Origin of the sequence: Huaxiibacter chinensis, assembly GCF_022171985.1 — a bacterium.
Taxonomy (GTDB): domain Bacteria; phylum Pseudomonadota; class Gammaproteobacteria; order Enterobacterales; family Enterobacteriaceae; genus Enterobacter; species Enterobacter chinensis_A.
In genome coordinates this window covers 166,394-192,635 of sequence record NZ_JAJVHF010000003.1, presented here as the reverse complement: position 1 = coordinate 192,635, position 26,242 = coordinate 166,394, and the positions used below count along the sequence as shown (strand labels likewise).

Here is a 26,242-nt window from a genome sequence, read left to right as displayed (position 1 = left end):
ATTGTTTCCTTAGCTCGAAGCGTGAATAACAGAGTAGTGACCGTTGATGTCCTGCTTAACCATCAGGCCAGCAGCACCCCAGGTACGCCAAACGTAATCTGAGTTGTAGAACTGACGCGGATCAGCGACGGTGCCGAACGCCTGGCCGACGATGGGAGCAATCACGCCAGCCTGCAGCGGCACGATTACGATTTCATTGCCGGTAAGCTCTGCATCTTCTTTGATTGCCGAGATGCCTGACAGCTTGGAGATCTCTTCCAGAACGGTGCGGAGAGAGTTCACATCGAAGTACTGCTCCCAGTTGGACATGATTTCGCTGGAGACGTACCACGTCTGCTGCCCGTACTGCATGTTCTGCAGCTTGAGGACGTCACGTAGGGCGATCGCCGCCGCACGCATCGCTTTCGGGTCGGTGCTGGTTGCGAAGTTAACCGTCAGTGTGACCTGCGCTACACGCTCATCGTGACGCAGCCCTTTCCAGGTCTTGTCATCAAATTTGATGTAATTACCGGCCGCATCGCGGAAACCTTCCCAGATGTAGTCCACATACTGGCGACGAACATCATCAACAGATCCGGCCTGAGCGTCAGCTAGGGACGAGAGCGCAGAGCCTTTATTGAATACCGGATCACGCCAGTTGAACTTAAAGCCGCTGTCGTGGATCGGCACCATGGTGCCATCGAAGGTGTAAGACTTCGCATCCAGCGCAGCACCAATCTGACCGGACATTGAGGTATGCGCCCAGCCACGGCCGCCAGTGCGAGCGTATTCGTACACAGACTCTTCCAGACGAACAGAGCGAGACAACGGCATTAGGTCGTTCAGCAGCGTGAACTCGGTGTTCGGCTCAAACTGCTCGAGTACAGTCTGGTCATAGGCCTTGTACAGGCGGCGGATGTCGTCGACAGCATTGACTGCGTCAAGAGCTGGGGCATTCGCAGCTTCGCCGCGCACACGGGTGCGTGCGATGAAATCAGCCACAGCCTGAGCGCTTGAGTTACGAGCGAACTTCAGTTCTTTGAACTGAGCCATGTTGGCTTCGAGGTTCCCGCTTTCGGTCGCCTGCTTAGTGGAGAATACAAACATTCAGGTGCTCCTTATTTGATGACAACGCGCAGGAGCTGGCCTGCTGTCGAAATGGTGTATGAGCGGTCTTCTTCTACGTAGCAGCGGACCGATTCATCAGTGCCGACAGCTTTAACGCGACCGTTGGCTACAGAGAGTGGCTGCCCTTTTGTGTAAGTTCCTGCTGCAGCTGGAACGTTGAAGAAAACGCCCGGAGTTGGGTGGAAAGCAACAACCCAATCGCCAGCCTTGATGACGTCGTCTACAGTTTTGCAACGCAGGTAGTCATAGTTGGCTACGTAGAGGATCGCGGCTTCATTACCATCCACGGAAGCGGTGAATTTCTTCGTGGTGTTATCGAAGAAACCAATCGTACCGGGAAGAGTATCAGCGGCTGCAGCACCTTCACGATGAAGTTGTGGGTTCGCGAAGATACCGCCCGCGTGAATTACGTGTTTTCCATCTTTAGCCATTTTTTACTCCGGCATTTCGCTGACTGATTGAGAGGAATTGACCTGACGGAATGCACCATTCAGGCCGGTAGATTTCTGGCTGTTGGCATACAGCCGGTCGAGAGCCTTGCCGTCCAGATCTGCGACTTCGTCATCGCTCATGTTCAGTGCCAGTTTCACGGCCGCGCGCTTTTCGCCTTTCTCTTTGTCAGCGTTGGCGTTCAGGCTGTTGAAAACGACGTCCACGCGATCGGAGAGTTTCTGCGCCCACGCCGGCATGTCTTCACCATTGGTCGCGGTGTCTTTCGCCTTCTTGTCATCCGCCTCTTTCTTCTCGCGGGCGGCCTTCTCTTCAGGCGTTTCCTCTTTTGGCTTTGCCTTCTCGGCGGCCATCTGGTTGTAAGCGTCTATCAGCTCGGCATCAGACTTGCCATCAGTCGGCTTACCAGCGGCTTTCAGCGCATTGATAATCAGTTCTTTCATCGGATCGTTCTCTCCGTTGGTTTTAATCTCGTACTCAGTGGGTTTGCGCACGACTTCTACAGGTTCGCCGACGAACACGGCCTTGCCGCCATCATCGATGAGGTACTTCTGCTTCAGGTATTTGGTGTCATTGCGGTAGATGAAGCTGTCCGGCCACACCGTTTCAGGCCAAAGCCACTTATCTTCGGTATCACCCTCGCGCAGCTTGTCGCTGATAGCCTGGGAGATGTCGTCGAATGAGAAGTTTGAGGCGTTGGTGAAGAAGAATTTGGTCTTGTTGAGCAGTCCGTCGCGGGTGCAGTCGATACCATCGGAAAGGCGGGCAACTTCGATCTGCTGCTCATCACCTTCTGAGTTAACGAAGATGCCCACGCCCTCCTCCGGCGTTCCGGCGCCCGGCTCATCAAGCAGCACCGCCACATGGTCAAACATCATGTTGGTGGCGATCTCGTTGTACTTTTTGCCCTTCGACTCGCCATTGGCGGCAATGCCGGAATACAGCAGGCCGGTAGAGATATGGATCGGGTCGGCGTTGGTACCAGCCAGCATCTCATCCAGTCGGTTAATCAGGCGCTTGCCCTTCTCGCTGGATTCGGCGTACTGGCGGTTGACGTACATGTCGCCCGTCACCTTCCCGTCGTTATGGCTGACATTCTGTAGCCAGGCACCTACGTGATACTCATTCACCGCCCGGACATCGCGTGCCGACACATGCTTTCCGTCCACTTTCGGGTGGCCCAGCGGCATCGGGTTACGCTCAAGCGTGTTGTAGGCCTTTTCGATTTCTGCTGCCGGGTACAACTTCCGGTTCATCACGATATCGTCCACGACAGGCGTGATGCCGCGAACCACGATATGTGGCTTGCCGTCGATGGTTTCAGTGGTGATGTTTGAAGCGGAGTTGACGACGGTCAGCACGTTAACGCGGTTGCGTTTCATGCTGTGTCCTCATTAGTGGAGCTTGTTTTTACGCGCTTGGCGGAGTTGCTTCTTGGTTGGCCTGACAGGGAAGAAATGGCATAAGCGGACATTCTCAACGCTTCCATTGTCCCAGCGCATTTCTAAAGGCTTTGAGTAAACCCAGCCACGGATTGGGAAGTTAAGGTCATAGGATAATTGCCACATAGCGTCCTCATTGATGGATTTCAGGCAATAAAAAAGGCCGCCGGAGCGACCTATTTTGATTGTTATGCTTATTCGACTTCGCACTCTTCATAATATGCATAGCTAAGCGAATCATTATCTAAGGTGGCTAGCTTTTCCTTTGCCTTTTCTTCAGAAGAATAAACGCCCTCGATAGCTTCAGACGATTCATATGGAACCCCAGAGATTACAACCCATACCTTCATGCTGCCTCCTTAACTGGTTTCCAGTCCTTTCTCTCTTTGGCAAGTTTATCAGCCAACCCTTCATTGAAGATACTGCCGTCGTCGTTGAGCAGAACCGGGATCTGGCTGCAATAGCAGTTGTAGCGGTTGCCGTTCTCAGCGTAGAAGTCCCGCACTTCTTCCGTGGTGTAGACCCTGCCATGACGGCTGGCGTGCCAGAGGCGTGTCGTAGGCTTGAGCGCTGACAGCCACAGCAGGCCGGTATTCAGCCCCAGCCGATCAGCGGCCCAGTCCGTTTCATTCCATTGCGCCTGCCGCAGCGCGCCGACCTGCTCAGTCTGAGCGATGTTCTTGGCCTTCGACATCGACACATCGAGGCGCTTACTGATGACGCTTGCCGTTTCGCGTGGATTCACGCCGCGCGCTACTGCATCGGTGATGATACTTGTCAGATCGCCGCGGGCGGTGTCACTGATAACCTTCCAGTCACTGAACGTTGTCAGCCTGGCCGCCGCCACCTGATTAAGATGACCGGGGCTGCTTAAAAGCTGCTGCAATGTCGTCTGGCTGGCGTACACCTGCGACTGCACCGACAGGTTGGTGAAGGCGTTTAGCGTGCCGCGGTCATACTCCGCAATGACGTAGTCCATCGCCCAGAGGTTCTGACTGTCACCATCGAGAAGCTCATCATCCAGTATCGACTGCACAACCTGCAGCAGGTCAGCCAGTTCAGCGGCGGTCATGTTGTAGATGAACTTACCGGCATTGACCTGATACAGCGAAGGCTCTGCACCCTCGTTGTTGCACATCATCCATGACCGCTCGGCGTTAACCTCGTGCTGTTGCCCGGTCAGGCGCAGATCAAACAGAGCCTTAAGTCTGCGCTTGATGTTCAGATACCGTTCTTCGATATCGTTGAACATCCGGCTGACCTGCCGCGATGATTGCGTCGGGTCAGCCTTATTGCGCGGTACGATTGGCGTCCCGATTCTGGTTTGCGCTGTCATCATCATCTGTCAGCGGATCCTTATCGGTTTGCTTTACATCGGGGTTAGGGGTCTTGACGACCTTGCGAGGCTCCATCTCACCAACCGCGCGGATTTCGTTTTCATCCACCGCCGGTGTGCCGTATGCCTGCTGGGTATCTTTCGCCACGACAGCCATCGCCTGCATATTGGCAATCTTCTCTTTCTCGCTCGGTGCGAGCAGATCGGACCATGCCAGTGTGACCTCTCCGGATGATGGCGGGTCAATTACACCAACCGTCCAGAAGCGCTCAAGAACGCTCTCGACCACCATCGACTGGAATCCCCAGCGGCGTCCGTTACAGCGCTTCGCCCAGTCTGTTTTGTCCTCATCGGAGGCAAGGCGCCCCGTCTGTTGACCAAACAAGATAGTGAACGGGCACTGAATCGAAGATGCAAACTCGTTAGCGGCCACTGTCCAGGTAGGAGATGGATCGGCAGCTGCCACGGAGAGAACTGTCGGCGTCCCGGCCTGCATGACCAAGGCCGCATCGGTGCCACGGTTCATCTTGCCGACTTTGTCGTTTAGCGCTTCGCCAAGGTCTTTGTAGCCAGCGTCTGTTGCTGCCTTTGTCAGGTTGGCAATGTTGGTCTCCTTGTCGAACGCAATCCCGAGCTGGCGACTGGCGTTCTTCAGGAACCCTTCTGCGCTGCCGCCCGATACCTTTTCAAGGTCGAGCAGTTTGTTGTAGCCAGCGCGCAGGAAAGGTACGCCGGAGAGCATGCTTTCGTCTTCAGATCCTTCACTAAGGATGATGATTCTCTCGGGATGAACAGTTACGCCGCGCACCGGGCCATACGTGCCATCATCACCAACTGGCTGCTCGTTGAAGTTGTACGAAACAGGCTGCCCGTAGGTTTCTGAAAGAGTGTCTGTGTCGAAGTTGCCCGGTTTGACCTGCGATTCCCACGCGGGGATCAGCTTAACGATGGCCTTGTCTTTCAGCCTCGTCACCACTGACCTGTCTACCGGCTCACTCCACTCCCTGCCGTCGCGGAACTGAATGAGCAGCGCTGAATACCGACCGACAAGGTTACGGCGATCCGCATCCTTAATTTTCGGCCAGTGCTTCTTCAGCAACTTAGTGACTGACTTTTCCCAGTCCGTTGTCTCCGTTGACTCTTTGCCGTCGTCACCGTCGATGATCGTCGGGTTATCAGCCCAGCATGAATCGAGAAGCTTATGCACGGCGGCAAACGCCACAGCGTTGCGCTCATAAGCCCGATAATAGCGGTCGAACTCAAGATTGTTTGGATAGCCAAACTCATCCCACAGCTTCGTGCGTTTGGTATTCCCCGGCTGGCCTGCGTACAGCATGCGCTGCCGCCCGATAGCATCAGCAAGGGCATTAACGAGGAACTGCTCCCCGGTGCTTATTTCACTCACTGATGAGCTCCTTAGAAGAATACTGCGCCGACCTGCTTGTGGTTGTTCTTGGCTACTGCAAAGTAGCGGAAGCCGTCAGCGCCGTGTGATGTGAAGTCATGAAGCGGTTTATCTTTCCAGCAGCCGCGCTTGTCGTCCCACTCCTTGCGGTAGCCTTCGAGGTGAGATATGCCCTCGGCACACTTCTCCTCATCGAATACACAGGACGGGAGTATTTCACGCACCGACTCAATGCCGGTATCGACACCAGTTTTAGGCACAACGTTGAATGTCATCGAGTACACCTGGCCGTCGATTTCATAGCCTTCCTGCGCAAGCTCTTTGCGCGATTTAGCGTCAGCGCCGAACTCGCGGTTCTCGATATCATGCGGGCCCCAGTGCTCGCCGTACTCATAGCCGCGGTCTTTCAGCACCTTCATGTAGTGCCGCAGCCCTTCGCCTGAGTTTTCGTAGTAGTCGATGACATGGAACTCAGTACCAACCTCACGAACGAACCATATGGCCGTTGAGTCGCCCACGCCAATATCCCAGAAAGTGTGTACCGGGAGGTGCGAGTTGTCGGGGATTTGCCCGATCCGCTTGTTGGTGTAAAGCCAGCGGAACTGCTTGGCGTAATACGCGCCCTCGACCGACTGCTGGAATGCCTCGGCCGGAATGGTCGGGTATTCGCGCTTCATGTCGTCGCCGAGAGTTTTCTCTTTGGCGTAATACCAGGCCTTCTGCCGTTCGTTAACGACGACGCCGTGCTTCGCCTCCATTTCAGCGAAGTAATCAATCAGGCGTACCGGCAGATGCTCGACCGGGTCGATTGCGTACTGCGGATTCTTCCACCAGGAGAAGAAGAAAAACTTCCAGTCCAGTGCGGATAAGGCCTTGCCCTGAAGCAACGCTTTCTCTGCAGTCTGGCAGTAATCGAAAAAGTAACCTGCCCGGCCCTCAGCTGTGCTCTCGATTGTCGCAAAGCAACCCGTAGATACCGCCTCAAACGCACCAGTGACGATCTCACGGGCTTTGTCCGGATACTTGGCGCATATCTTCCCGAACTCGGAAACGTGCAGGTAACGCAGCGTACCGCCACGAAACGACGTGCTGACGTAGAGCGAGCCGCCCTTCTTGAATACGAGCTCTCCGGAAGAGTCATTGCTCGCCGGGTTGGCCGCCTTTATCTCTGCCGGTAGCTTGTCATATGCGTACTTCACCTTTTCGCGGAACAGGCGCTTTGCGTCATTCAGCGTGTGAGCAATCAGCGCGCACTTCGCAGACTCGAACAGCGCCGCGTCGAGCTGGATGATGCACACCTCGGTCGTGAAGCCGAGCTGACGAGCTTTAAGGATGATGTTGCGGGTGTGGATCCCCTCGAAGTATTCCCGCTGCTCAGGCGTCATCCTGAACCGCGTTGGCTTTCCCTCTTTGTCGGTGATCCAGTAGAGATTGTTCAGCCGCCAGTCTTTATCGGACAGCAGCTTGATGTGCTCAGGTTTCATTACGCCCCCTGAGACAGCGAATCCATCAGGTCAGAGAGTTGCTTAACAGAATTGTCGCCTTCCGGCCCGTCGATATCGTAGGCCTGGCGCTCAAGTCCAATCAGATTCTTCAGTGCGTCGCTAAGCGCCTTCACCGACTTAACGCGCTCCGGCATGCTGATGATCTTGTGGTAAATCTCATTGAGCTTGTCCTGACCTTTGTCGTCAGGGTTGAACATTAACTCACCGAGCGTCTCCAGCGCGGCCACGTCTGCGCACTCGGCGCCCAGTTCATCAAACAGCGCATTCGTTATCTGTCTGGCACGCTTAATGTCACCGCGATGCTCCATGCGGACGTTGGCGATTACCTCAGCCGTCGCCTCTATGAGTACGCGTTCGTTAAAAGTGACTTCACTGCGTACCTGTTTGCGTACCTCTGCTTTGCGTACCAGATCGTCAGCGCGTTCTTTCACCTTCGCATTGAGATCTCGCGACCAGTCGTCACGCTTGGCACGCTTACGGATAGCGCCTTCGCTGATACCGTGCTGTGATGCTATTTCACGGAGGGACATCACTCCGGCCCGGTACGCCGTCTCGATGGCCTCCCAGTCCGGTTTGCTCATTCGTTACTCCGTTTTGTCTTCTGATTCTTCCGCCACCGGAACAAAGTGGAACTGCTCCACACTATCAGGGCGGAAGTAACGCCACTCGCCTGTGTCTGTCGCCAGAGCCACGAATCCATTTACGATTTCAGGCTGGCTGCGCTTCATCAGGCCGGTGAAGGTTTCTTTCGATGTGGTGGTGATCGTAATTTGGTAGGTATCGGACATTGAGAGCCTCTTTATCCGCTTGCGGGTGTAATTTCGATTTATCCCGACAAGGGGATATTGAGCACTGAATTCTTGCAGCACATGGGCAGATTGCTCCTGTCGTTACTGCTTCCTAAGGTGCCCTGGGTCCGGTATCATTTCACCGCTCCTTAACTGCCGTGCAGGCAGCTTTTCAAAAGGAGAAATTATGAAAAAGTTACTATTGATTGAATGGCTTATTACTTACGAAAAAATCCTGAAACGCAGGCTTGATTCGGGTGAGATTAAGCAAAAGACGGCCAACGACTATAAAAGGATGATTTGGTTTTGCATAAATAAATGGCCCATGGTTCCTCTGATAGAGATAACGGTATCCGATATAACCGAAGCGATTATGGAAAAAGGCAAAGATGCGCCTTTTGCTGCCCGGCGGTTGCGTATCAACATTTCTGATGTGTTCGTGGAGGCGCAAAGAGCGGGCTGCATTCCTCTCGGGCATAATCCTGCGATCGTATCGAGAAAGCCTTTCACTTACGTAAGCACTGAAAGGCTCACGCTTGAAGAATTCCTGAGGATTTTCCGGGCCGCAAAGTATGTCGCTCCGGACTACTTTCAGGTCGCACTGCTTCTGGCGCTAGTAACCGGCCAGCGGCCTTCAGATTTATGCAAAATGAAGCGGTCAGATGTCATAGCTGGTTTTCTGCATATCAAGCAGTTCAAAACGGGAGAGCGTATTGCACTGCCGCTGGGTCTCACACTGGAGGCCATAAGCACCTCTTTGGAGGATGTACTGTCCATTTGTGAAGATCAGGGGCCACTTATTCAGAGTCGAGGGAAGCAAGTTAATACATGGACCCTATCCCGTTGGTTCAGGATTTGCAGGATGCAAGCCGGGGTTACAGCAATTAACGGAACGCCGCCCACCTTTAGAGAGCAACGATCTTTGTCTGAGCGTTTATACCGCGCTCAAGGCCTCGACACTCAAACTCTCCTCGGACACAAATCTCGAAAGATGACTGATTCGTACAATGCTATACGTGGAAAAGGGTACAGAGTGTTGAATTTGTAGAACTTTTTTAAGGTCTTTATCCCTTACAGTCATTTTCTTTTCGATTATGCGCTGTAGGGGATACTGTTATTACGATGGGACAGCCCACCGTGATGGCAGTAAAAAAACCGCCACGAGGCGGTTAAAAATAATCGTATAACTCAGGTGGAAAAACATACAACTCCTGAATTTTCATTTGAATTTCATCTCTTGTTGCTTTCCCTTCTTCGTAATTATCGAACATCTTAATTAATTCCAAGTAGGCTCTGGCATATTTTTCTAAAATATTTTTCCTTAACCTATGATTCTGCTCCAAAGTCACAAGAAGTGACGACCAGCAAGCAACAGACGCATCAATGAGAGCGCGGAGGTCTTCTCTGTGATATGTATCATAAGAAGCTGACCTCTGAGGGGTTACGGTTCCGAAAGCAGAGCTCAACCTCATGTTGAGATTAATTATCGATTTTTTCCATTCTCGTTTCGCTGTTTCAATAGCCTCATCCCTCCATGTACGCAAAGCGAAGAATGCTACTACAGCGGTTATTAAACTGATGAATGCAGCGCCAGTTGAAACTACGACAGACCAAAACGCCCATCTTGCAGATTCGAATGCAGCTACCATTGAACCTGCTGAAATTGGGTCAATATCCATGTTTTCATTTTGCCATTCAAAAAAGAGTAAGAGAAAACATTATCGCCAAACTAAATGGTTTGTTTACAGAGATTTTCCCTTTTCTTGTTTTTAAAACCTTTCAATCTTCGCTTATCTGAGGCACTGCTCTTTGATGAAGTCCTGCAGATAGCCAACCTGCTTCGTCACTGTGACGATTCGCTCTCTGAGGGTGAAATAATTTCGTTCAGCGGTGTCAGTAAGTCGGGGGCTGGTAGCATCGCCCATGCCGCCGGTGCCGGTCGTTCCGTTCGCGGGACAGTTTGCGTTGAGCTGCAGCCGCTTACGGCCAGCAATGACATCGCTATGCAGACGCTCAATGGTTTCTTTCGCATCAGCCAGTTCTCCTGTGTACTTGGCATCCAGTGCGGCCACATCACGCTGGCGCACCTTCATGTCATCGATGGTATTGTTCGCAAGGCTGAGATTCTCAGTTGCCTTGTCGCGCTGGTCTTTGAAGGTGATGGCGTTGTCGCGGTAGTGATTAACCGCCCATACCAATGAACCCAGCAGCACTATCCCTACAATCGGCAGCCATAGCTTCCTGATAATGGCGGCGATCATGATTTTGGCTCTGCCACAAAACCCCCTGCCTCTTTGAATTTCTTCAGGAGGTTTTCAATCTTGTGCTCGTGTTGGCCGTAACCTGCCCCGGGCAGTGATGCCCAAATGTTGCTACAGCGGTCAATGGCCTGGCGGATGTTACCGTTGTCGATCAAGTCCAGCGCGCGTCGCTCTTTAATCTGCTGCAATGCCACCGCATCCTGGCTGGCCGGGGAGAAGTCCTTCAGACCAAGCTGTGACCGGTAAGCATCCCAGTAGCGAGAAAGCAGCTGGTAGCGGCCGGCAGCCGTAGATTTCAGTCTGGGGTTAAGGGTGATCAGCTTGCGAGGGTGATCTGCGTAACTAGTGAAGAGCGAGCCGCCCACAATCACGTCATAGCCATGGTTCTTAGTTGGCTGACCTGACTTATCGGTTCCCTCTGACCATGCGAGCATATCCAGAAAGGCTTTCCGCTGTGCGTTGATTGCTTGCATGATTTACTCCGTGATAACGACCTTCGCCAGGTTCCCGCGCGCCAGCCACACCGCCATGCAGATGACGGAGTTCAGGAGAAGATCGCCGAGATTAACCTGCACGTAGTGGCCGAGCAGAATGTTGAAGGCGTTGAATCCGGCGGCAAGGATGACCAGATAGGCCAGCACCGCGACACTCAGGCGATGACGCTTTCCCTCTTTCCGGAAAAACATCAGCCTGACCATGATTAACAGGCAAACTAAGGCGTTTGCATCCATGAGAAGAAGTTGCCATGTCATTTATCTTGCTCCCCCAGCCCCGGCATCTTCCCGCTTTTGGATTTGCGGAGAATACGCAGCAGGACTGCCACGGAAATGGAAGCAGTGACAATTGCGCCAACAGCTGGCGATACCTCAATGCTGGCCGGTGGTTTCATCAGGCTTAAAGGCGTGTTGATGATTCCGGCCATGATTTTCGCCATGGGCGCAGAAAAGAACACGCCACTGATAAACGATATCAGCGCAAAGATAGCCTGCTTCCAGAGTTGATGGGGATCTGAGGTCAGAACGTATAACGCCGTTCCTGCAAGTGACCCGAGCATCACTGCTGGAGTCGCCTCCGGAAACAGCGTGGCAAAGGTTACACCGACTGATGACGATGTAAGACCAACGCCTACGATAGTGAAGGTCTCAGACATATTTATTCCGCGTGTAGTTGGTTCAAGCCCTCGGGACGATTTAACAAGTAGGCGTGTCGATGATGGTTCCCGGGGCCTGAAAATAAAAAACCCGGCGACAAGCCGGGAATGTGAGGGTGTGGCAATTTCGGCTCTTCGGCCTAAGGATCCCAGGTAGTGGGTTCTACATGCGGCGCGCCGCAAATAAAAAAGCCCCGCACGATGGCGAGGCTCTTAATTCTTTGTCGACCTGCGAAGCTATGGCGACGATATCAGATTTACATGAAATATATGCGTTTCAGTTCGGTTTTGCAAGACTTGCATCCAAATTTGTAGCCTTTTGTTGTGAACGTGATCGCGTAACCGATATAAGCGCACCACTATCGAGACACTTAAAACTGCACCGCATTGCTAGCCAGTGAGGCAGATACGTTTCTGTCCAGGTGGATTTCGCCACGCCCGCCAGCTCCGCCAGCGCCTGGTATTCGTACGTCTCACGCCCCGTCAGTTCCGCTTTGACGTCCTGCGCCGCCAGCCAAATAAGCTTCTTCAGGCGCTCCATTGTCTTGCCGGCCACCTTTTTCGCGCCGAGCTGCTCCGTGAACTCTGCCCATGCCCACTGGGTGATCGCAACCTGGTACTCGAAGCGGATATTCTCGCTGTAGTTCCAGAGCAGCCATGCTTTTTGATGGTCTTCCAGAGACAGGACAGCGCGGCGCCATGATGCTGTGCCAAACTCTACCGGGCTGACCAGCGCGATGGATGAGCCTTTGGCGCGGGACTGGCTGCCACTCATAGCCGGTCCGTCAGGGTTAACTTTCCGGCCGGTGACCGGATCGGTGATTTTCTTCCGCCCCCGACTGCGTGCCGTCGCGGTGAATTGCGCGTTCTCGGCGAAAGCTACCAGCTGCCCTTTCGTTGCCCCGCTCAGATCTGCGGTCGCCACAATGAGCTGCTGACGTACGTATTCCAGTTGCTGACTGTTCATGCGGCTTCCTTATGTGGCTGGTTGGTTTTGTCCTGGCTGTGCTTTGCTACTGGCGGCATGCTGGCGCGTTTAACGCTTTCGGCTTGATACCTGAGGAAGTCGACGTGGTTCATTCGGCCTCCAGTTCGGTGATGGTTAGTTCAAGGAGGCCACCTTTTACGATCGGCATCTTCACAACGCGATAATCAACAACCTGGACGTCATCAGCCCAAAAGCCGGCTTTAGTCAGTGCGTCGAATGCCGCCTTTTGCAGATTATCCAGGTCACGACGGCGGCGGTCAGGCATATAGCATTCAATGCGAACCTTAAGCGGGCTGGTAACGCCTATATCGAGCATTTCCTTCTTGATAACTTCCGCTACCAGATCACGGTAAGCTTTTCCCTCTGTGCTGATATGGGTCCGTCCGCGGTTATGCCGGTAGTAGCGGTTATTGCTAGGCGGCCACGCCAGACTAATTTGATATGTATTCACGCTTTCACCTTCCCTTCTTTCAGCCAGATAACCTGGGTGCGGGCCATACCTTCAAGAGCGCATTCCTTTGCATATTCCGCATCTACCAGGTGAGTTCGGCGATCAATCTCGTCGTGGCAGCTGCTGCATGCGATGGCGGCGATCAGGTCAGGCGGCTTAATTTCGGTACCGCACAGGCCCGCCAGGCGTATATGTGCCAGCACTGAGGTTTCAGGATTGCCATTGCACACACCTGGTATCCGGACTTGGCATTCACGTCCGCGTGCCGCTTTACGTAAGTCAGCCATGAGTCCTCCGTGCCGCCAGTCGCAGCCATTTCTGATCCACAAGGCGGGCGGTGTAGTCTTTAAGTGTCGGGATGTCGGACGGCTTAACCGCTGGCTTACGCTTGCGGCGCTCCGGTACGCGGAAGATTTCGTTCGTGATGACGCGGGATAGTGGAGTAGACATCAGGCCTCCTGCTTATCGCGCAGCTGCTGGTACTCGCAGCTCTGCGGAATGGTCAGGTGGCAGCCGATATTCATCGCCCAGGCTTCGACTTTGCACAGGAAAATGTACATCTCGCCGGTTTCCAGTTCTGACGTATGGCGGAGTGATTGAACCGTGGTTACCTCTCCGGACACGACGTCTACCCGGTCTTTGCTTTCGTAGCCGAGATAGGTGTGCTTCATCGCATCTTTGACCCACTCAGGTGTAGCGAAGGTCTTACCGCGGGCGATGAGATAGTCGCTAATTTCCGTGTACCACATGTGACTGAGCGCGTTCTGGGAAAGGCTACGTTTCTCGCACCACTCTTTCACCTGCAGGCGAAGTGATTGACCTGTTGCGAGGTGCTCACGGAGAATCTTTCCGATAGCATCGAAGTTACCGGAGTGCAGCTTTATGCCGCTTTGCGGGATATTCATGCGCCACCTCCGACAGGTAACGCAGAATGCAAAAAATCGCAGGTGCATTTCTGCATCTGTGACAAGGTGAGGAGTTCAGATTGTGGTCGCATTTAAGTCCCCTTAAATGCGCAGAAGTCACCGGAGTTGTTCAGGCTCTGGTGAAGTAATTATGGCTGGTTGATTATGGAAAATCAACGCGAGAAAAAGGCCTCCGAAGAGGCCACTTGGTTAGTCGTCTATGTGCTTAAAGCAAAGCGAGCATATATCGTTGCCACCATGCTCTTCGTACTTCATTTTGACGGTATCCGTCATGTCTCTAAAACTTTCAAATGGATGCAAGTCATTGCTTTTTTTATACTCTATAGCCGCATACTTATAGATTTCAGATTGCTCAATGCCCTCGTCAACGTAAACGCCTTCATGCCTATCGCATTCCGTTAACGCCCCACATCTGACCAGCACCATCATTGCCCAACTTTCTTGATCCATAGCCAAATCAGCAATACTCATAACGCCCCCTGTTGGTTTTGTTCAGAGCTATGAATGTACCACCAAAAAAGAATAATTAAAGTGCTGATAATGTAAATTATGTATATATATCAACATATTACTGAGCTAATACTCTACAGTAACTCCTCCTGCTGCGGTGCTGCTGAGGCGGCGCGATCGTATGATTCATCTGTCACATAAGATAGTGTTCCATACCCTGACAAGCTGTAGCCTATGAGCTGGGCCAGCTGCATCTGGTCTTCAGCGTCGAACTCCTCTCGCGCTATCTCATTGAGTCCGTAACCATGCTCTGTGGCGTAATCAAGCAAAGTCCTGACGATCGGGTTTTCTTTGAAGCGCAGCGTGCCATGAGAGTCGATTACTAACGGCTGCATGGGCAACTTGTAAGCCGTCGTTACAGGTTCGGCAGCCTGAAGCATGGCGGCGCGGTTGGCGTCTATCACTACTGCCAGCCGCTTGGCCATATGAGTAGCCTTTGGTGTTGGGCATGGAAGCAACAAAATCCAGTCGAGAATCGCTTCAAGCTCTTTCAAGTCAGGCACCACCGGCGCTAGCGGGGCGGTGTAAGGCAAGCCCGGCGCAACATCAAAACGACGCCAGCGAATATCACAGGTGCGCTCCTCTGATGGATGACTCCACGCAACAACATCAGCAACAGGCTCAGCTTCGAGCGATGCCAGCGCGATAGCAAGCAGCTCGTTATCCATCGCCAATCCATCAGCGTCAGGGTCCCTACTGATGCGGTATTTTTTGATTGCCGTTACCCGGTTGATACGGGCGATTAACTGCTCTTTGCTGAATTCTCTGGTAATAGTGCTCATGCTGTCGCTCCTTCCTGATACAGTTCGAACCAGAACACTACTGGTTTCTCCACTGCCTCGATAAGGCCGAAACGTTCTGCCGTGCGGAAGTTCATGCTGCTCTTGCGTCCGCGCTCGACCTGAAGAGATACCTGTTTTCTGAACATTTCCAGCGAATAGGACGTTTTCAGCAGGTTGCAGGGTGCACAGGCTGGGAATAGGTTTTCCAGCCTCTCAGCCTCTGGCCTGTAAAATTCACCCGTCGCCTTCAGTTTGAAGATGCCTTTCGCAGCGGCCTTCATACACTGCTCTGATTTACGCAGCACCGCCTCAACGTGGTCAGCATGCCAGCCCTTTTCGGGAAGCTCGCATCCACAATAAGCACAGCGACCACCGAACTTCATGCGCAGATCTGCGCGCTGTTTTTTCGTCAGTGCCATACTTACTCCCCCTCGATCTGCAATTTGATGCCAGCGGCTGGGTTATCTAACCCTGTCCCCATGCAGTGCTCGCAAGCGCCCCCCGGAAGCCCAGAATAAGAGCCATCAGAACAGTAACGGCATGACTCATCTTCGTCTGAGTTGATAATTTTCGGCATAAGATCGGATGTTGCCGCGTCGATATATGCGTCAGAAATATCTACGTCGCGACCGTCGAAAACGTAACAACTCTGATTGATAAACATTTCCAGCTCAGCAATCCGCTTCTCTGCCGCCTCAGCGCGGGCTTCCTGTTCATGCGCCTCCTTCCATCCAGCATTGGAGTGCGCCTCTGTTGCTTCAAGATCGACAATCTGCTTGTCTTTGGCTTCCAGCTCATCCAGCAGCACACGAATTACATCGGCAGATTTCTGGCACTGGTCAACAATGCTCACGTCACAACCTGTATCGAAACCGTCTTCAGTTTCAAAGCGAAGCTCTACAGTGTCACCGTCGATATCTGAAGGTTCAAACCCGGCAATGTTTTCCAGAATGCCGATAGTGCTTTCTGCGCTATCAAGTAATGCGCGTTTGTCGATGTTGCTCATGACTGCACTCCTTTTCGAAGCAGTGTTGCGAAAGATTGCAGCTCGTTAATCTGGCTGCGGATAAAATCGGCGGTAGCTCCGAAAGCATGAGTATCTGGATGCATACGTGCCAACTGATTAGTCTTGATATCTATCAGGCTATCTACCGCACTGGCCCGCACTTCAGCCATAAAAGCGTCGGTGGTTGGGGTTTCTGCCTTGATGATTTCAAGCGCTTGATGATGGCTGACGCTGCCGCGCATCTGATGAGTTGCCCATGCGTCTATGTCGTCTACTCCATCAGGGAAATCAAATCCAGGACCAGCAATAGTTCCGTACAGCCATTCCTGCGCGGCCTTCTGGTTGCCGTTATCCAGATACATAATTGCCGCTTGAATGCCGATGAGGTATTTATGCAGTACCCAGGCATTTGATAGCTCGCTCGCAGCCTTAGGCAGCAGCCCCGCATTCTCTGCAGCCAGCGCCGCGCACTTGGCTTCAAGTTCGGCGAACTTTTCTGCCACTGATTTCGGGCCATCTTCACCACAGGCCTGCATCATCGACGTCTCCCACACTCTCTCCGCCGCGATGGATGCCGACAACTGCTGCTCAAGTTCTTCGTAACTCGGTTTCATACCCCTACCCTCCCCCAAACCATCAAAACTCGCTTCATAGCCTTGCTGTTGCGGCACTCCTGGCAGATCACGTTTGACGCTGTGCGCAGCACCAGTTTCGTTGTGTCCGCACTCCTGGCGGGCACCGTGTCGGCCGCGTATTGCATTCCGTAACTGGTCAGCCGATAAAGGCGCTGGCCGTGCTTACCCTCACAGGCGATAAGTCCATCAGCAAGTAGTGCGCTGACGGTGCCTGACAGCTTTTTGGTGGTCATGCCAATCATGTTGGCTATACGAGCACTGTTCAGGCCCGGGTTGTTGCGCAGGGCTGCCAGCACCTGCCCACGGATTGTTATGGTCATGCTGCCCCCTTAGAACGGTATGAATCCCATGTGAATGACAGAGTGCATCCGCCGCCGTCGCTCATTCGGTCAAGAACGCGCTCACCGATGAATGCTGCCAACTCTTCCCTGGTCTGGTTACTGATCAGGATGGTTGGCTTCATGCGCTCATATCGGGTGTTGATGATTTCGAACATGATCAGCTTCTCGGCATCACTACCAAACTGGACGCCAACCTCGTCGATAATCAGCAGGTCAGGTTTGGTGAAATAACGGATCACCTCATCTTCAGTGCGGTTTGAACCCTTAGACCAGGTAGACTTGTACTCACGGGCAATTTTCAGCGCCGTGGTAAACACAGCTGAACTCTGGTGCTCAGTGATCGCATGTCGTGCGATAGCCAGCGCAAGGTGATTCTTTCCGGTCCCAGGCTTACCGCACATCACCAGGCCACCGCCTTTCTGCAGGCGCTCAGGCCAACGGCTGGCGTATGCCTGGCAGACCTTTAGCGCGCGTTTTGCGTCGTCGTTGACTGGCTCATAGTTCTGCAGCGTGCAGTTTTCGAAGCGTGCCGGGATGCTCAGGCCGTCCAGCAGCAGATCGATATTTCTTTTGCGTGCAGCTTCGTCGTTACGAATTTTTTCTCCCTGCAGGCGGATCAACTCGTCGGTAAGACAGCCCGGGCAAATGCTTGAACGAGGCGGTATCTTGATGAGCGAATTCGGGTACGTCCGGGTTCTGCACTCATACTGGCCATGCTTTTCACAGGTCTCTATGGCGATAGCAACATGGGTATCCTCAATCTCGACCGGTGGCTTACTGAGCTCATCGAGGTTTTTCTCAAGCTGTGTGATTTTTTCATCCAGCGTCATGATCAGTCCCTCGCCCAGGCTGGAATTTCTGTCTGGCCATAGTCCTTGCCAGCAAAGTTCTCAGCTACACGATGCTGGACTCGTGCAGTTTGCTTGGCGCCCTTCGGCTCAAACAATCCCTGCCAGCCATTCGCGATGCTCTGGTTGATGATTTCTTCAGGCTGGTAACCGCTGCACTTGCAACGCTCCAGCAGGTTAATTGCCTGGGTAACAGTTTGCTGAGACTTGATCGGTTTCTTCAGGTCACGGCGGTAATCGACCCATGACTTCCAGACTGAAACTGACAGCCATTCAGGAAGCTCAACACCAGCCGGATCGAACGAAGTCGATTTGGGGGATTTAGGGGGTTTATTAATATTGTCTTTATTGTCTTTTGTAATAGTGTCTTTTGTGTGTCCCCATTTTGGTGACAAGGCTGTCACTGTTTTGGTGACACTTTTTGTCACTACCGTAGGGACACTGTCACCACCATGGTGACAGTCACTACCGTGGTGACATTTTGGCGCAGGTTTGGTGCCTGGAATTACCCACTCACTCAGGTTTTTGTTAGGCCCGATCAGCATGCCGTCGGACATCAAAACATTCATCGCAATGAGCTCATTTTTGGCGATGTTAACCTTCTGACGAGGCAGCCTGGTCAACTCAGAAAGTTGTGAGTCTGCAATGCGGTCCATCTTCTTGTTGAATCCATAGGTTTTGCGGCAAACAGCATGAGCTACCTTGGCCTGATTTTTAGTCAGGTTCGCGCCGATAAGCTCCTCATACAACTCGTTTGCCAGACGGATATAACCATCGTCTGTATCGGCCACGCGTTGCTCCTGTATTCCCGAAACTACAGCGGGAAAGTTGAGAATTTCTGCGGTATTTGACATACTTACTCCCGTTACTTGGCGTAACACAGTGTGATAAGGGCCTTTGAAGTTACCGCTTCAAGGGCTTTTTCTTTTCTGGTGACTCTCACATAACCCCCAGCATCGACGTGACCATCGTCATCAACGGTCCTACCTGCTCCGGCATGAGGCGGAATAGCGACGCTATTCCCTCGCTTACCTCTTTCAGCTTCTGATGCTCCGGAGCGTCCAGCAGCACGGCTTGCTTAGCCTCGGCACACTCTTTCATCGCAGAGGCGATCAGCGACATCGTGTCGTTTTGCGTCGCCAGGCGGTTGCGGTATTCAATCGGCAAAACGGCCATGATTGCTGGCGCTAGTTGGCGAATGTTGTTGGCGGCGTATTCGGTATCGCCATCAATCCAGCGAAACACCTTCTGCATCTGGCGGTGCGAGTCAGTCGGGATATCAAGCCCGGTGCCGCCGGTAGCGCGCCACTCTTCCACAATCAGCGCTGCGACAAATTCACGGCTGCGGCAATCAGCTGCCCAGGCGCGAACAGCTGCGCGGATCCCATCGATGTTTAAGGCCGTGGAATCAGCTTCCCGGCGATTCTGGTAAATCATCGGCGTCACCGATAATTTGGTATTTTGTTGGTACGCAAGTGAATGCATTGCTTTCCCTTTCGTGGCTAAGGCCGCCGGTCAGGCGGCTGTATTATTCGCCCCAAGCAGCTGGGCGAGATCTGGGCGAATATCTGCTGGTTTGAGCTTGCCGTTGGTTGCACTAACAATCTTCATTACGTAGCGGGCATCAATGCCGCCACCGTGCAACCAGCGCCATACCGTCGGCTGCGCAACACCGCAGAGGTCGGCTAATTTCTTCTGGCTACCAGCGATATCAATGGCGCGCTGGATGGTTTTGTTCGTCATGTTCCAATTCCTATGAGTATTGGTGTGAATTGATAATAGCAATGCGTATTGATTTAGGCAATAGCTAAACGTGTTTTGACCATCAATACTCAAGCGTATAAATTTAAACTTATGAAAAAAGAAACTCTTGCAGAACGCCTGAATCAGGCAATGGAACTATCTGGCATGTCTCAGGGTGCTTTGGCTAAGGCATCTGGCGTTGCTCAGCCCACTATCTGGAGGCTGACCAGTGGCAATGCCCGGGGTTCAACTAAAATCGTTGAGATCGCAAACGCGCTTGGCGTTCGCACTGAGTGGCTTTCAACCGGAGTTGGCCCAATGCGTGGCGATGGTCAAATGCCCGCAATTTCGCAGCCAAAAACAGATCTGGCCCCTACTGACACCTTTCGTATTGAGGCGCTAGACTTCTACGTAAGCGCTGGGCCTGGAGCCATCAACAGCGAGTTTGTAGAGGTGCTTAGATCCGTGGAATATTCAGTCGAAGAGGCTCGCCGTATGTTTAATGGCAGGAAGGCTGAGCAGATAAGAATCATAAATGTTCGCGGCGACAGCATGGCCGGGACCATTGAGCCAGGAGACTTGCTGTTTGTGGATATCAGCGTTCAGCAATTCGACGGTGATGGCATATACGCTTTTATCTATGACGAAACATCCCATGTCAAACGCCTGCAGAAGATGAAAGACAAGTTGCTGGTAATATCCGACAACCAGACCTATCGCCCCTGGGAGCCGATCGAAAAAGAAGAGATGAACAGAATCCTCGTATTCGGCAAAGTGATTGGCAGCATGCCTCAGACATACAGAAAACACGGTTAACTTTTAGCCTCACGGCTTTTCACAGCAAGGATTATTATGAAAAAGTACTTTATTGCAGCGACAGCAGCTGCACTTCTATCTGGATGTATGTCCATACCTAAACCAGTTAACCTCCCAGCGTTCCCTCAGGCCGAGTATGACAAAGTGAAACTTGAAGGATCAGAAAAGCTGACTGGACAGGCCTTCCTAAAAACAATGGGCGGAGACGTTAAAGTAGCAGCCGGTAGTCAGGTTACCCTGATGCCAAAAACCTCTTATACCGACTTCCAGTTCGCTACATGCATGGGGCTCACCCGTTGCGACAAAGAAGATATGCGCGCTGCAAAGTATGAGAAAGTCACTATTGCTGATGCCCAGGGTAAGTTTGAGTTCGATAACATTGCCCCTGGCGAATATTACGTTCAGACCACCGTTACTTGGATGCGCCCATCCACGTACGGGCTGGTGACTGAAGGCGGCGCGCTGATGTCCGCCGCGTCAGTAAAAGCAGGTCAAAACAATACAGTGATGGTTACCCGGTAACCTTCACTGCCCTGAAGAACCCAGCCATAGTGCTGGGTTTTTTATTGCCTGCAGCTAGCCCGCCCATCACAGCAACCCTCACCCCAGAGAAAACACGCTCCGAATCTCATTCACACGAAAAAATATCAAATTAAATTCCTTTAGCTATCAACGCATTAATACTAATTGCTATTAATTAATATCAATACGTATTGCTATAAACAATACTCATCGCTATTATCAATTCATCGAAACGACATCGACAGCTGAGCGAAGTTAGCCAGCGGCGGACAGCAAGTCGCCTGCTTTTTAACAACATGCAAAGTCGGAACAGCACTCAGTAATCCTGTTTAGACCCCAACGCACAAATGCTGCGTATCACCGGCGGCGATCCGGTCGGTGAGAAGGCTACCCCCTCGCGAGAGCGATAAAGGCGTGGGAACGGGCAACACTGGCGGGATGAGAGGTGCGAAGCGCAAAGATTTTTTAAACATACATCAACAAGTGGGGTGGGCTATGTAGCAGTAAAGCGGATAGACCGCAGCAGCCAAGTGGCGGCAATCGCAGGGGCATAACCTGCGCCCGAGTCTCTAGTCGTGAGCCAGCTTCGCATCTGGTTAGGGTTAATGAATACAAGTGGCGCCGGGGAGGCATCAGGAAAGCCAAGCCTGAACTGGTTATGGGCGGCCATGGGGCGGCATACGACTCAAGGGCATGAGCGCGGCCACTGCGAGAGTGTGGCAAATTCGAATCAGCCGCCTAACCAGCGGCTTTTTTCATACCTCAGTCGCTTCACCGAGGCGGCTTAGTTATGACAACCGGCGGCCATCCACCGTCAAAATTGTTTGAATGTGCGATTGCGCAGAAGTCTTTAGTTCTGACATTCGGGAAAGACCGGGAGAGAAAATGAATTGGTCAAACTACTTTACTTACGATCCAAAGCTCGGCCTGCTGCGATGGAAGCAAAGACCAGCTGACATAGATGACTCAGCAGCAAAAATCAGATCGTGGAATAAGCGATACGCAGGCAAGGAAGCGGGAACCACGAGAGCCGATGGATATATCGCTGTTGAGATTGTTTTCCTCAAGCGAAAAATAAAGGCCCACAGAATTATATGGGAGATGCACAACGGTCCTATTCCTGACGGACTCGTAATTGACCATATAAACCGTAACCGATCTGATAACAGGCTTGAAAATCTCCGGGTGGTCACGCGTCGAGATAACTTTCTGAACTCGGAAAGATTCGACGGAAAGCCGCTGCCGCCAATCAAAACAGACGAACACCGTACCTTCAAAAAGCAGAGAACTCACGCCAAAGGCACGAGCAAGTTGAAGGTTAGCCGCCCCAAACCATGGTCGGCAAAGATATGGGTTGATGGACGCAACGTTTCCCTCGGCTATTACGCGACAGAATCTGAAGCGAGCGCTGCTTATCAAGCGGCAGTCGCCAAGTATCGAAACAACTAACCACCGGCGGCGCGGCCTTAAGCGCGGAGATGATTATGAAATACACCATGAAAGTTTACGCTAGCTCTCCTGAATATGGCGCCTACCTTAAAAGCCGATTTTGGGGCGATAAAAGGGGCCAGTCATTTGAATGGGCCGGTCACCGCTGGGCGTACGAAGTCACCAGCTTTGACGATGCTGGCGATTACGACCTGCTTTACCGCTTTGATGACAAGCCATATCCGGAAGAGGTTTCAGTCACTACAGATGAAATGACGATACGCGACTACTTCGCAACTGCTTATATGCAAGGAGTTGCTGCCAAATCTGGCGCTTTATATGACCGAAAGGACTTGGCTAATGAAGCTTATCAAATGGCCGACGCAATGCTCCTCGCCCGGGAGGCATTATGACAGTCACCCACAACGGCAAGCAGTACACCACCAAAAAGCTCAACGATAACGAGTGGCAGCTGACGTCGGTATCGAACCCGCGCGACAAGCTCACGCTGAACCGATGGCAGATGCACGTTGCTGACTTACTGGTACAGGTGGAGGGTAAGCAATGATTCATCACTATGGGTATGTTGAAGTTAACCGCGGCGCCGTTCAGCCAGGCATGCTTGTAAAGCACAAAGATGGTATGTGGACAGCATCAGCCCACAAGCGCGGCAAGCTTTACCTTCACCGCGGCTGTGAGCGGACCTTCACCAAAGAGTTGATCGTGGAGGTCTATCTCGACGGTCGCGGTAATGGCCTGAGCAATTAGCGAATCACTTATTCGGGCCGTGAGGCGCGAGCTTAAATTCCAGGTGATACAGCTTTCCATCCGGTGCCTGGAAGTCGACATCAAATGATTCGGGTGGGTTATACGGGTCTGGAGCGTTTTTAGCGATGCACGTCGAACGCCATGCAATATGCCCATTCTTGCCCAGGCCGAGAGAACGAGACTTCCACCAGTCATACCATGACTGATCGTTTGGTTGATCACTCCCCTTTTCTCTCACAAACCAGTGATTCCTCTTCGACCTTCTACCCATCTCATCGGTTGGGTACATCGGAGTAGGCAATTTTTTATTAATCAGCATTTTGTCACCTTAATTGTTGCCGCTGCGCTAATGACATTCTGCGCTGGCTTGCTGATTAATCAAGTTTTCTCAATTAAGTGTCCAGGCTGGCTTTAAGCGGCCGGGCTTCGTACGCACTTTTTAAGGAGTCTCTATGCAACCTTATGAGCGATTGACCTCTGAACGCCTGGCAAGTTTGCCAGAAGGATCCCGTCTCAAACTTGGTGGACAGGTCATCAAGCTTACCGGGCGCGGGTCATTCACTAACAGCGCCGGGCGCACCGAAAGCATGATCGAATATGTCGATTCGCGCGGTGTGCCGGGTAGTTTTTCCGAAAGCATCTTTCTCGACTCGGCCACCGAGCATCTCAACTCGGTGATGTGCGCCTGGTGCGGCGCGCGTCGACACAAGAGCGATTGCAACGTGCAGACCGTTTCGACCTACATGTCGTCGAAACAAGAACACTTCTGCACCGATAAAAAATGTGCAGAGAAACACTTCAGTCAGAACCCCTCACGCGCCAAAAATTCACGGAGAACGAAATGGTAACTCAGCAGTACGGATTGCTGATGGTTGCCCTTCTCTGCCTGCTGTATGACCTGCAGCCGGCAGACCTCGAATCTCTGGCCCACCAGCTCGCTGAATTTGACGCAGTTAACGACCACATTACGGAGATGAAGCATGTTGCGAGTCATTGATACAGAAACGACCAGCCTGGAAGGCAGCGTGCTGGAAATTGCCAGCGTGGATATTGTCGACGGTATTATCTGCAACCCTATGAGCGACTTTGTTAAGCCAACTGAGGCAATCAGCTTTGAGGCAATGGCTATCCATCACATCACCGAAGATATGGTTGCTGATGCCCCGCTGATTGGCGAGGTTATCGGTCGCTACCTCGGCGCGCAGGCTTACGTTGCACACAACGCGAAATTCGATAAGTCGAAGCTTCCACAAATTGACGGTCCCTGGATTTGTACGGCAAAGCTGGCGCGCGCCCTTCTCCCCGATCACCCAAGCCACAGCAACCAGTACCTGCGTTACAGCCTGGGCCTGAAACCTGAATTGCCTGAAGGTCTGTATGCGCACCGCGCGCTCTATGACTGCTACGTCACCGCGGAACTGCTTTTGTATATGGGCCGCCTGGCGAAGTGGACGATGGGCGAAATGCGCGCAATTTCAAACAACCCGTCACTGATAAAAGCGATCCGTTTCGGTAAGCATAAAGGGCTGACGTTCGAGGAGATTGCGAAGGTCGACGCGGGCTATCTCCGCTGGCTGTCCAGCAACAGCGACGATGAAGACATTCTCTTTACCATTAAACACTGGCTTAAGGGGTGATTTATGGCGGTGATGACTCTCATCCTTGCCGATTCCGGGTATGGCAAGACGTACAGCCTCCGCAACGTTAACCCGGAAAATGCCATTCTGGCACGCTGTATTCGTAAGGCTCTCCCGTTTCGCAACACTGGCTGGAAACTCCACGGTAAACGTCTGCCGGATAACTCGGTACAGCGCGGTAACGTGGTTGATATCCGCAATGGCCGGCATCTTCTTGACGTTATTCGTAACGCAGCGCAAAGCAGCCGAAAGATGCTGATTATCGATGATTTCCAGGCAGTGATGCAGCACGAGAACATGGACCGGGCCTACGAAACTGGCTACACCAAATTCACCGAAATGGCGGAGCACGCCTGGCGCATTATCGAAGCAGCAACCCAACTTCCGGACGACTTCCGCGTCTACTTCTTCGCTCACACAGAAGAGAGTGAAGGAAAAATCAGAATGAAGACCGTCGGCAAGATGCTCAACGAAAAGCTTACACCCGAAGGCTACTTCCCTATCGTTCTGCGCATCATCAAGCGCGACGGCAGTCACCTTTTCCTGTTGAAGGGCGACGACAACGACACCGTGAAATGCCCTCCTGACCTGTTCGGTCCAGAAGTGACTGACATGGACAACGACCTGGCCGCGTTCGACAACGCAATTTCTGAATTCACTGATTTATAAGAGAGATAACGATGAACCAACCAATCAGCTTTACCTGGAACCAGCAGTCGGCAGAAGCAGCACTGAAAGCAGGATCTTCCGCTGGCATTTCTGAAACCGGCGCATACGAGGGCATCATCACCTCTGCTGTGTATGAGTTCGGCAAGGATGGTTCACAGTCGCAGGCGCTTGTTCTTTCGCTTGACGCTGACGGCCAGAAAGCGAACTTCCTGCGCATCAATTTCCTCGGTCGCGACGGAAGCCAGACGTTCGGTATGGGCCTGATTGCTGCGATTATGTGGGTCGCGCAGGTTAAAGACGCTCAGGCGCAACAGCGTCAGGGGCAAAACGGGCCTGAATGGTGCCTTCCGGCACTGGAGGGTAAGCGTGTCGGCTTGTTCCTGCAAAAGCTCCTCACTACCAAGCAGGATGGCAGTGACAGCTACAAATTTGAAGTGCGCCACGTATTCCAGCCTGGCTCGCGCCTCACCTACAAAGAATTCACCGATAAAACGCCAGCCGAAGCGATCGCCACGCTTGAGCGCAACATGAAAGATAAAGATGACCGCAAGCCTCACGATTCTTCACGCAGCGGTTGGGGTGCATCTTCGAATAACAATAGCGGCTGGGGCAACAATCAGCATGACCCTAACGCGGTCCCTGACTCTCGCCTGCAGCAGGCTAATCGCCAGCTTGCGCAAAGCAATCAAAACCCGCAGTTCGACGATGACATCCCGTTCTAGGACACC

43 protein-coding genes and 1 pseudogene are annotated in these 26,242 nt (G+C 52.6%); 12 read left to right on the top strand and 32 right to left on the bottom strand.

The window, feature by feature from the left end:
• Positions 1–9: 9 nt before the first annotated feature.
• The 10 genes from LZP96_RS09780 to LZP96_RS09740 form a co-directional block, all read right to left on the bottom strand.
• On the bottom strand, positions 10–1,086 hold the full coding sequence (locus LZP96_RS09780; protein WP_258925894.1) for a major capsid protein: 1,077 nt from the start codon (positions 1,084–1,086) through the stop codon (positions 10–12).
• A gap of 11 nt (positions 1,087–1,097) precedes the next feature.
• Positions 1,098–1,538 carry a hypothetical protein gene (locus tag LZP96_RS09775; protein ID WP_258925893.1) on the bottom strand — a complete coding sequence of 147 codons (441 nt, stop codon included), beginning with the start codon at positions 1,536–1,538 and terminating at the stop codon, positions 1,098–1,100.
• Positions 1,539–1,541: 3 nt separating this feature from the next.
• On the bottom strand, positions 1,542–2,939 hold the full coding sequence (locus LZP96_RS09770) for a DUF2213 domain-containing protein (RefSeq protein WP_258925892.1): 1,398 nt from the start codon (positions 2,937–2,939) through the stop codon (positions 1,542–1,544).
• Positions 2,940–2,951: 12 nt separating this feature from the next.
• Complete coding sequence (locus tag LZP96_RS24285) at positions 2,952–3,059, bottom strand: DUF7279 family protein (RefSeq protein WP_445297877.1); 108 nt, start codon at positions 3,057–3,059, stop codon at positions 2,952–2,954.
• 134 nt (positions 3,060–3,193) lie between these two features.
• Positions 3,194–3,349, bottom strand: coding sequence for a DUF7336 domain-containing protein (locus tag LZP96_RS09765; protein ID WP_155954362.1), 156 nt, complete (start codon positions 3,347–3,349; stop codon positions 3,194–3,196).
• Entirely contained in the window at positions 3,346–4,335 is a 990-nt protein-coding gene (locus LZP96_RS09760) for a phage minor head protein (RefSeq protein ID WP_258926031.1), read from the bottom strand. Before LZP96_RS09760 ends, LZP96_RS09765 begins: the two co-directional genes overlap by 4 nt.
• Positions 4,289–5,671, bottom strand: coding sequence for a DUF1073 domain-containing protein (locus LZP96_RS09755; protein ID WP_258926030.1), 1,383 nt, complete (start codon positions 5,669–5,671; stop codon positions 4,289–4,291). The genes LZP96_RS09760 and LZP96_RS09755 overlap by 47 nt, the downstream gene beginning before the upstream one ends.
• Positions 5,672–5,751: 80 nt before the next feature.
• Positions 5,752–7,224 (bottom strand): terminase large subunit, encoded by a 1,473-nt coding sequence (locus tag LZP96_RS09750; RefSeq protein ID WP_258925891.1) that lies wholly within the window; start codon positions 7,222–7,224, stop codon positions 5,752–5,754.
• Positions 7,224–7,826, bottom strand: a complete 603-nt coding sequence (locus LZP96_RS09745; protein ID WP_258925890.1) for a hypothetical protein — start codon at positions 7,824–7,826, stop codon at positions 7,224–7,226. Before LZP96_RS09745 ends, LZP96_RS09750 begins: the two co-directional genes overlap by 1 nt.
• A gap of 3 nt (positions 7,827–7,829) precedes the next feature.
• Positions 7,830–8,033: a hypothetical protein gene (locus LZP96_RS09740; RefSeq protein WP_258925889.1), complete on the bottom strand. Its 204-nt coding sequence runs from the start codon at positions 8,031–8,033 to the stop codon at positions 7,830–7,832.
• Between the two features lie 187 nt (positions 8,034–8,220).
• Between LZP96_RS09740 and LZP96_RS09735 the strand changes: the two genes are divergently transcribed.
• On the top strand, positions 8,221–9,081 hold the full coding sequence (locus LZP96_RS09735; protein WP_258925888.1) for a tyrosine-type recombinase/integrase: 861 nt from the start codon (positions 8,221–8,223) through the stop codon (positions 9,079–9,081).
• A 121-nt stretch (positions 9,082–9,202) separates the two neighbouring features.
• Here the strand turns inward: LZP96_RS09735 and LZP96_RS09730 are convergent, their stop codons facing one another.
• From LZP96_RS09730 to LZP96_RS09630, 21 genes and pseudogenes are all read right to left on the bottom strand, one after another.
• The gene (locus tag LZP96_RS09730; RefSeq protein ID WP_258925887.1) at positions 9,203–9,712 is read right to left on the bottom strand and encodes a hypothetical protein; all 510 of its coding nucleotides are present in this window, start codon (positions 9,710–9,712) and stop codon (positions 9,203–9,205) included.
• Positions 9,713–9,823: 111 nt separating this feature from the next.
• Positions 9,824–10,294, bottom strand: coding sequence for a lysis protein (locus LZP96_RS09725; protein ID WP_258925886.1), 471 nt, complete (start codon positions 10,292–10,294; stop codon positions 9,824–9,826).
• Complete coding sequence (locus LZP96_RS09720; RefSeq protein WP_258925885.1) at positions 10,291–10,767, bottom strand: glycoside hydrolase family 24 protein; 477 nt, start codon at positions 10,765–10,767, stop codon at positions 10,291–10,293. Before LZP96_RS09720 ends, LZP96_RS09725 begins: the two co-directional genes overlap by 4 nt.
• 3 nt (positions 10,768–10,770) lie before the next feature.
• The gene (locus tag LZP96_RS09715; RefSeq protein ID WP_129541394.1) at positions 10,771–11,046 is read right to left on the bottom strand and encodes a phage holin family protein; all 276 of its coding nucleotides are present in this window, start codon (positions 11,044–11,046) and stop codon (positions 10,771–10,773) included.
• The gene (locus LZP96_RS09710) at positions 11,043–11,444 is read right to left on the bottom strand and encodes a putative holin (protein WP_258925884.1); all 402 of its coding nucleotides are present in this window, start codon (positions 11,442–11,444) and stop codon (positions 11,043–11,045) included. Before LZP96_RS09710 ends, LZP96_RS09715 begins: the two co-directional genes overlap by 4 nt.
• A gap of 277 nt (positions 11,445–11,721) precedes the next feature.
• The gene (locus LZP96_RS09705) at positions 11,722–12,411 is read right to left on the bottom strand and encodes a bacteriophage antitermination protein Q (RefSeq protein ID WP_258925883.1); all 690 of its coding nucleotides are present in this window, start codon (positions 12,409–12,411) and stop codon (positions 11,722–11,724) included.
• Positions 12,408–12,524: a PPVAKH motif-containing phage-derived small protein gene (locus LZP96_RS09700; protein WP_258925882.1), complete on the bottom strand. Its 117-nt coding sequence runs from the start codon at positions 12,522–12,524 to the stop codon at positions 12,408–12,410. Before LZP96_RS09700 ends, LZP96_RS09705 begins: the two co-directional genes overlap by 4 nt.
• Complete coding sequence (gene rusA, locus LZP96_RS09695) at positions 12,521–12,883, bottom strand: crossover junction endodeoxyribonuclease RusA (RefSeq protein ID WP_258925881.1); 363 nt, start codon at positions 12,881–12,883, stop codon at positions 12,521–12,523. Before rusA ends, LZP96_RS09700 begins: the two co-directional genes overlap by 4 nt.
• On the bottom strand, positions 12,880–13,170 hold the full coding sequence (locus LZP96_RS09690) for a DUF1364 domain-containing protein (RefSeq protein WP_258925879.1): 291 nt from the start codon (positions 13,168–13,170) through the stop codon (positions 12,880–12,882). Before LZP96_RS09690 ends, rusA begins: the two co-directional genes overlap by 4 nt.
• Positions 13,163–13,333 (bottom strand): NinE family protein, encoded by a 171-nt coding sequence (locus LZP96_RS09685; RefSeq protein WP_258925878.1) that lies wholly within the window; start codon positions 13,331–13,333, stop codon positions 13,163–13,165. Before LZP96_RS09685 ends, LZP96_RS09690 begins: the two co-directional genes overlap by 8 nt.
• Positions 13,333–13,788, bottom strand: a complete 456-nt coding sequence (locus LZP96_RS09680; RefSeq protein ID WP_258925877.1) for a YbcN family protein — start codon at positions 13,786–13,788, stop codon at positions 13,333–13,335. Before LZP96_RS09680 ends, LZP96_RS09685 begins: the two co-directional genes overlap by 1 nt.
• A 210-nt stretch (positions 13,789–13,998) precedes the next feature.
• Positions 13,999–14,280 carry an Ea8.5 family phage-derived protein gene (locus LZP96_RS09675; RefSeq protein WP_258925876.1) on the bottom strand — a complete coding sequence of 94 codons (282 nt, stop codon included), beginning with the start codon at positions 14,278–14,280 and terminating at the stop codon, positions 13,999–14,001.
• Between the two features lie 113 nt (positions 14,281–14,393).
• A complete protein-coding gene (locus tag LZP96_RS09670; protein ID WP_258925875.1) occupies positions 14,394–15,101 on the bottom strand; it encodes a hypothetical protein in 708 nt (235 codons plus the stop codon).
• Positions 15,098–15,520, bottom strand: coding sequence for an HNH endonuclease (locus tag LZP96_RS09665; RefSeq protein ID WP_258925874.1), 423 nt, complete (start codon positions 15,518–15,520; stop codon positions 15,098–15,100). The genes LZP96_RS09670 and LZP96_RS09665 overlap by 4 nt, the downstream gene beginning before the upstream one ends.
• Before the next feature lie 245 nt (positions 15,521–15,765).
• Positions 15,766–16,107: pseudogene (locus LZP96_RS24135) on the bottom strand (ead/Ea22-like family protein); the annotation flags it as partial.
• Positions 16,104–16,721, bottom strand: a complete 618-nt coding sequence (locus LZP96_RS09655) for a hypothetical protein (RefSeq protein ID WP_258925872.1) — start codon at positions 16,719–16,721, stop codon at positions 16,104–16,106. The gene LZP96_RS09655 and the pseudogene LZP96_RS24135, both read right to left, overlap by 4 nt.
• Positions 16,718–17,062, bottom strand: coding sequence for a winged helix-turn-helix transcriptional regulator (locus LZP96_RS09650; RefSeq protein WP_258925871.1), 345 nt, complete (start codon positions 17,060–17,062; stop codon positions 16,718–16,720). The genes LZP96_RS09655 and LZP96_RS09650 overlap by 4 nt, the downstream gene beginning before the upstream one ends.
• Positions 17,059–17,913 (bottom strand): ATP-binding protein, encoded by an 855-nt coding sequence (locus LZP96_RS09645; protein ID WP_258925870.1) that lies wholly within the window; start codon positions 17,911–17,913, stop codon positions 17,059–17,061. The genes LZP96_RS09650 and LZP96_RS09645 overlap by 4 nt, the downstream gene beginning before the upstream one ends.
• Positions 17,914–17,915: 2 nt before the next feature.
• A complete protein-coding gene (locus tag LZP96_RS09640) occupies positions 17,916–18,785 on the bottom strand; it encodes a replication protein (RefSeq protein WP_213788681.1) in 870 nt (289 codons plus the stop codon).
• 85 nt (positions 18,786–18,870) lie between these two features.
• Positions 18,871–19,416 (bottom strand): toxin YdaT family protein, encoded by a 546-nt coding sequence (locus LZP96_RS09635; protein WP_258925869.1) that lies wholly within the window; start codon positions 19,414–19,416, stop codon positions 18,871–18,873.
• A gap of 30 nt (positions 19,417–19,446) precedes the next feature.
• Complete coding sequence (locus LZP96_RS09630; protein WP_025913385.1) at positions 19,447–19,674, bottom strand: helix-turn-helix domain-containing protein; 228 nt, start codon at positions 19,672–19,674, stop codon at positions 19,447–19,449.
• Positions 19,675–19,785: 111 nt separating this feature from the next.
• On the opposite strand from LZP96_RS09630, the gene LZP96_RS09625 reads away from it, so the two are divergent.
• The 6 genes from LZP96_RS09625 to LZP96_RS09600 all read left to right on the top strand — a co-directional run bounded on the left by LZP96_RS09625 (position 19,786) and on the right by LZP96_RS09600 (position 23,208).
• Positions 19,786–20,490, top strand: a complete 705-nt coding sequence (locus tag LZP96_RS09625; protein WP_258926029.1) for an XRE family transcriptional regulator — start codon at positions 19,786–19,788, stop codon at positions 20,488–20,490.
• 36 nt (positions 20,491–20,526) lie between these two features.
• Positions 20,527–21,012: a lipoprotein gene (locus LZP96_RS09620; protein ID WP_258925868.1), complete on the top strand. Its 486-nt coding sequence runs from the start codon at positions 20,527–20,529 to the stop codon at positions 21,010–21,012.
• An 885-nt stretch (positions 21,013–21,897) separates the two neighbouring features.
• Positions 21,898–22,461 carry an HNH endonuclease signature motif containing protein gene (locus LZP96_RS09615; RefSeq protein WP_258925867.1) on the top strand — a complete coding sequence of 188 codons (564 nt, stop codon included), beginning with the start codon at positions 21,898–21,900 and terminating at the stop codon, positions 22,459–22,461.
• Between the two features lie 35 nt (positions 22,462–22,496).
• Complete coding sequence (locus LZP96_RS09610; RefSeq protein ID WP_258925866.1) at positions 22,497–22,853, top strand: hypothetical protein; 357 nt, start codon at positions 22,497–22,499, stop codon at positions 22,851–22,853.
• Complete coding sequence (locus LZP96_RS09605) at positions 22,850–23,008, top strand: hypothetical protein (protein ID WP_258925865.1); 159 nt, start codon at positions 22,850–22,852, stop codon at positions 23,006–23,008. Before LZP96_RS09610 ends, LZP96_RS09605 begins: the two co-directional genes overlap by 4 nt.
• Entirely contained in the window at positions 23,005–23,208 is a 204-nt protein-coding gene (locus LZP96_RS09600; protein WP_258925864.1) for a cell division inhibitor protein, read from the top strand. Before LZP96_RS09605 ends, LZP96_RS09600 begins: the two co-directional genes overlap by 4 nt.
• A 4-nt stretch (positions 23,209–23,212) precedes the next feature.
• On the opposite strand, the gene LZP96_RS09595 is transcribed toward LZP96_RS09600, so the two are convergent.
• Positions 23,213–23,527 carry a hypothetical protein gene (locus LZP96_RS09595; RefSeq protein WP_258925862.1) on the bottom strand — a complete coding sequence of 105 codons (315 nt, stop codon included), beginning with the start codon at positions 23,525–23,527 and terminating at the stop codon, positions 23,213–23,215.
• 133 nt (positions 23,528–23,660) lie between these two features.
• Between LZP96_RS09595 and LZP96_RS09590 the strand changes: the two genes are divergently transcribed.
• Genes LZP96_RS09590 through LZP96_RS09570 form a run of 5 tightly spaced genes read left to right on the top strand, consistent with a single transcriptional unit; the run spans position 23,661 to position 26,236 of the window.
• Positions 23,661–24,056, top strand: coding sequence for a hypothetical protein (locus LZP96_RS09590; RefSeq protein WP_258925861.1), 396 nt, complete (start codon positions 23,661–23,663; stop codon positions 24,054–24,056).
• Positions 24,050–24,205 (top strand): hypothetical protein, encoded by a 156-nt coding sequence (locus LZP96_RS09585; protein ID WP_258925860.1) that lies wholly within the window; start codon positions 24,050–24,052, stop codon positions 24,203–24,205. The genes LZP96_RS09590 and LZP96_RS09585 overlap by 7 nt, the downstream gene beginning before the upstream one ends.
• Entirely contained in the window at positions 24,189–24,845 is a 657-nt protein-coding gene (exoX, locus tag LZP96_RS09580) for an exodeoxyribonuclease X (protein WP_258925857.1), read from the top strand. The genes LZP96_RS09585 and exoX overlap by 17 nt, the downstream gene beginning before the upstream one ends.
• Positions 24,846–24,848: 3 nt before the next feature.
• Positions 24,849–25,514: an ATP-binding protein gene (locus LZP96_RS09575; protein WP_258925856.1), complete on the top strand. Its 666-nt coding sequence runs from the start codon at positions 24,849–24,851 to the stop codon at positions 25,512–25,514.
• Positions 25,515–25,525: 11 nt separating this feature from the next.
• A complete protein-coding gene (locus LZP96_RS09570) occupies positions 25,526–26,236 on the top strand; it encodes a hypothetical protein (protein ID WP_258925855.1) in 711 nt (236 codons plus the stop codon).
• Positions 26,237–26,242: the final 6 nt, after the last annotated feature.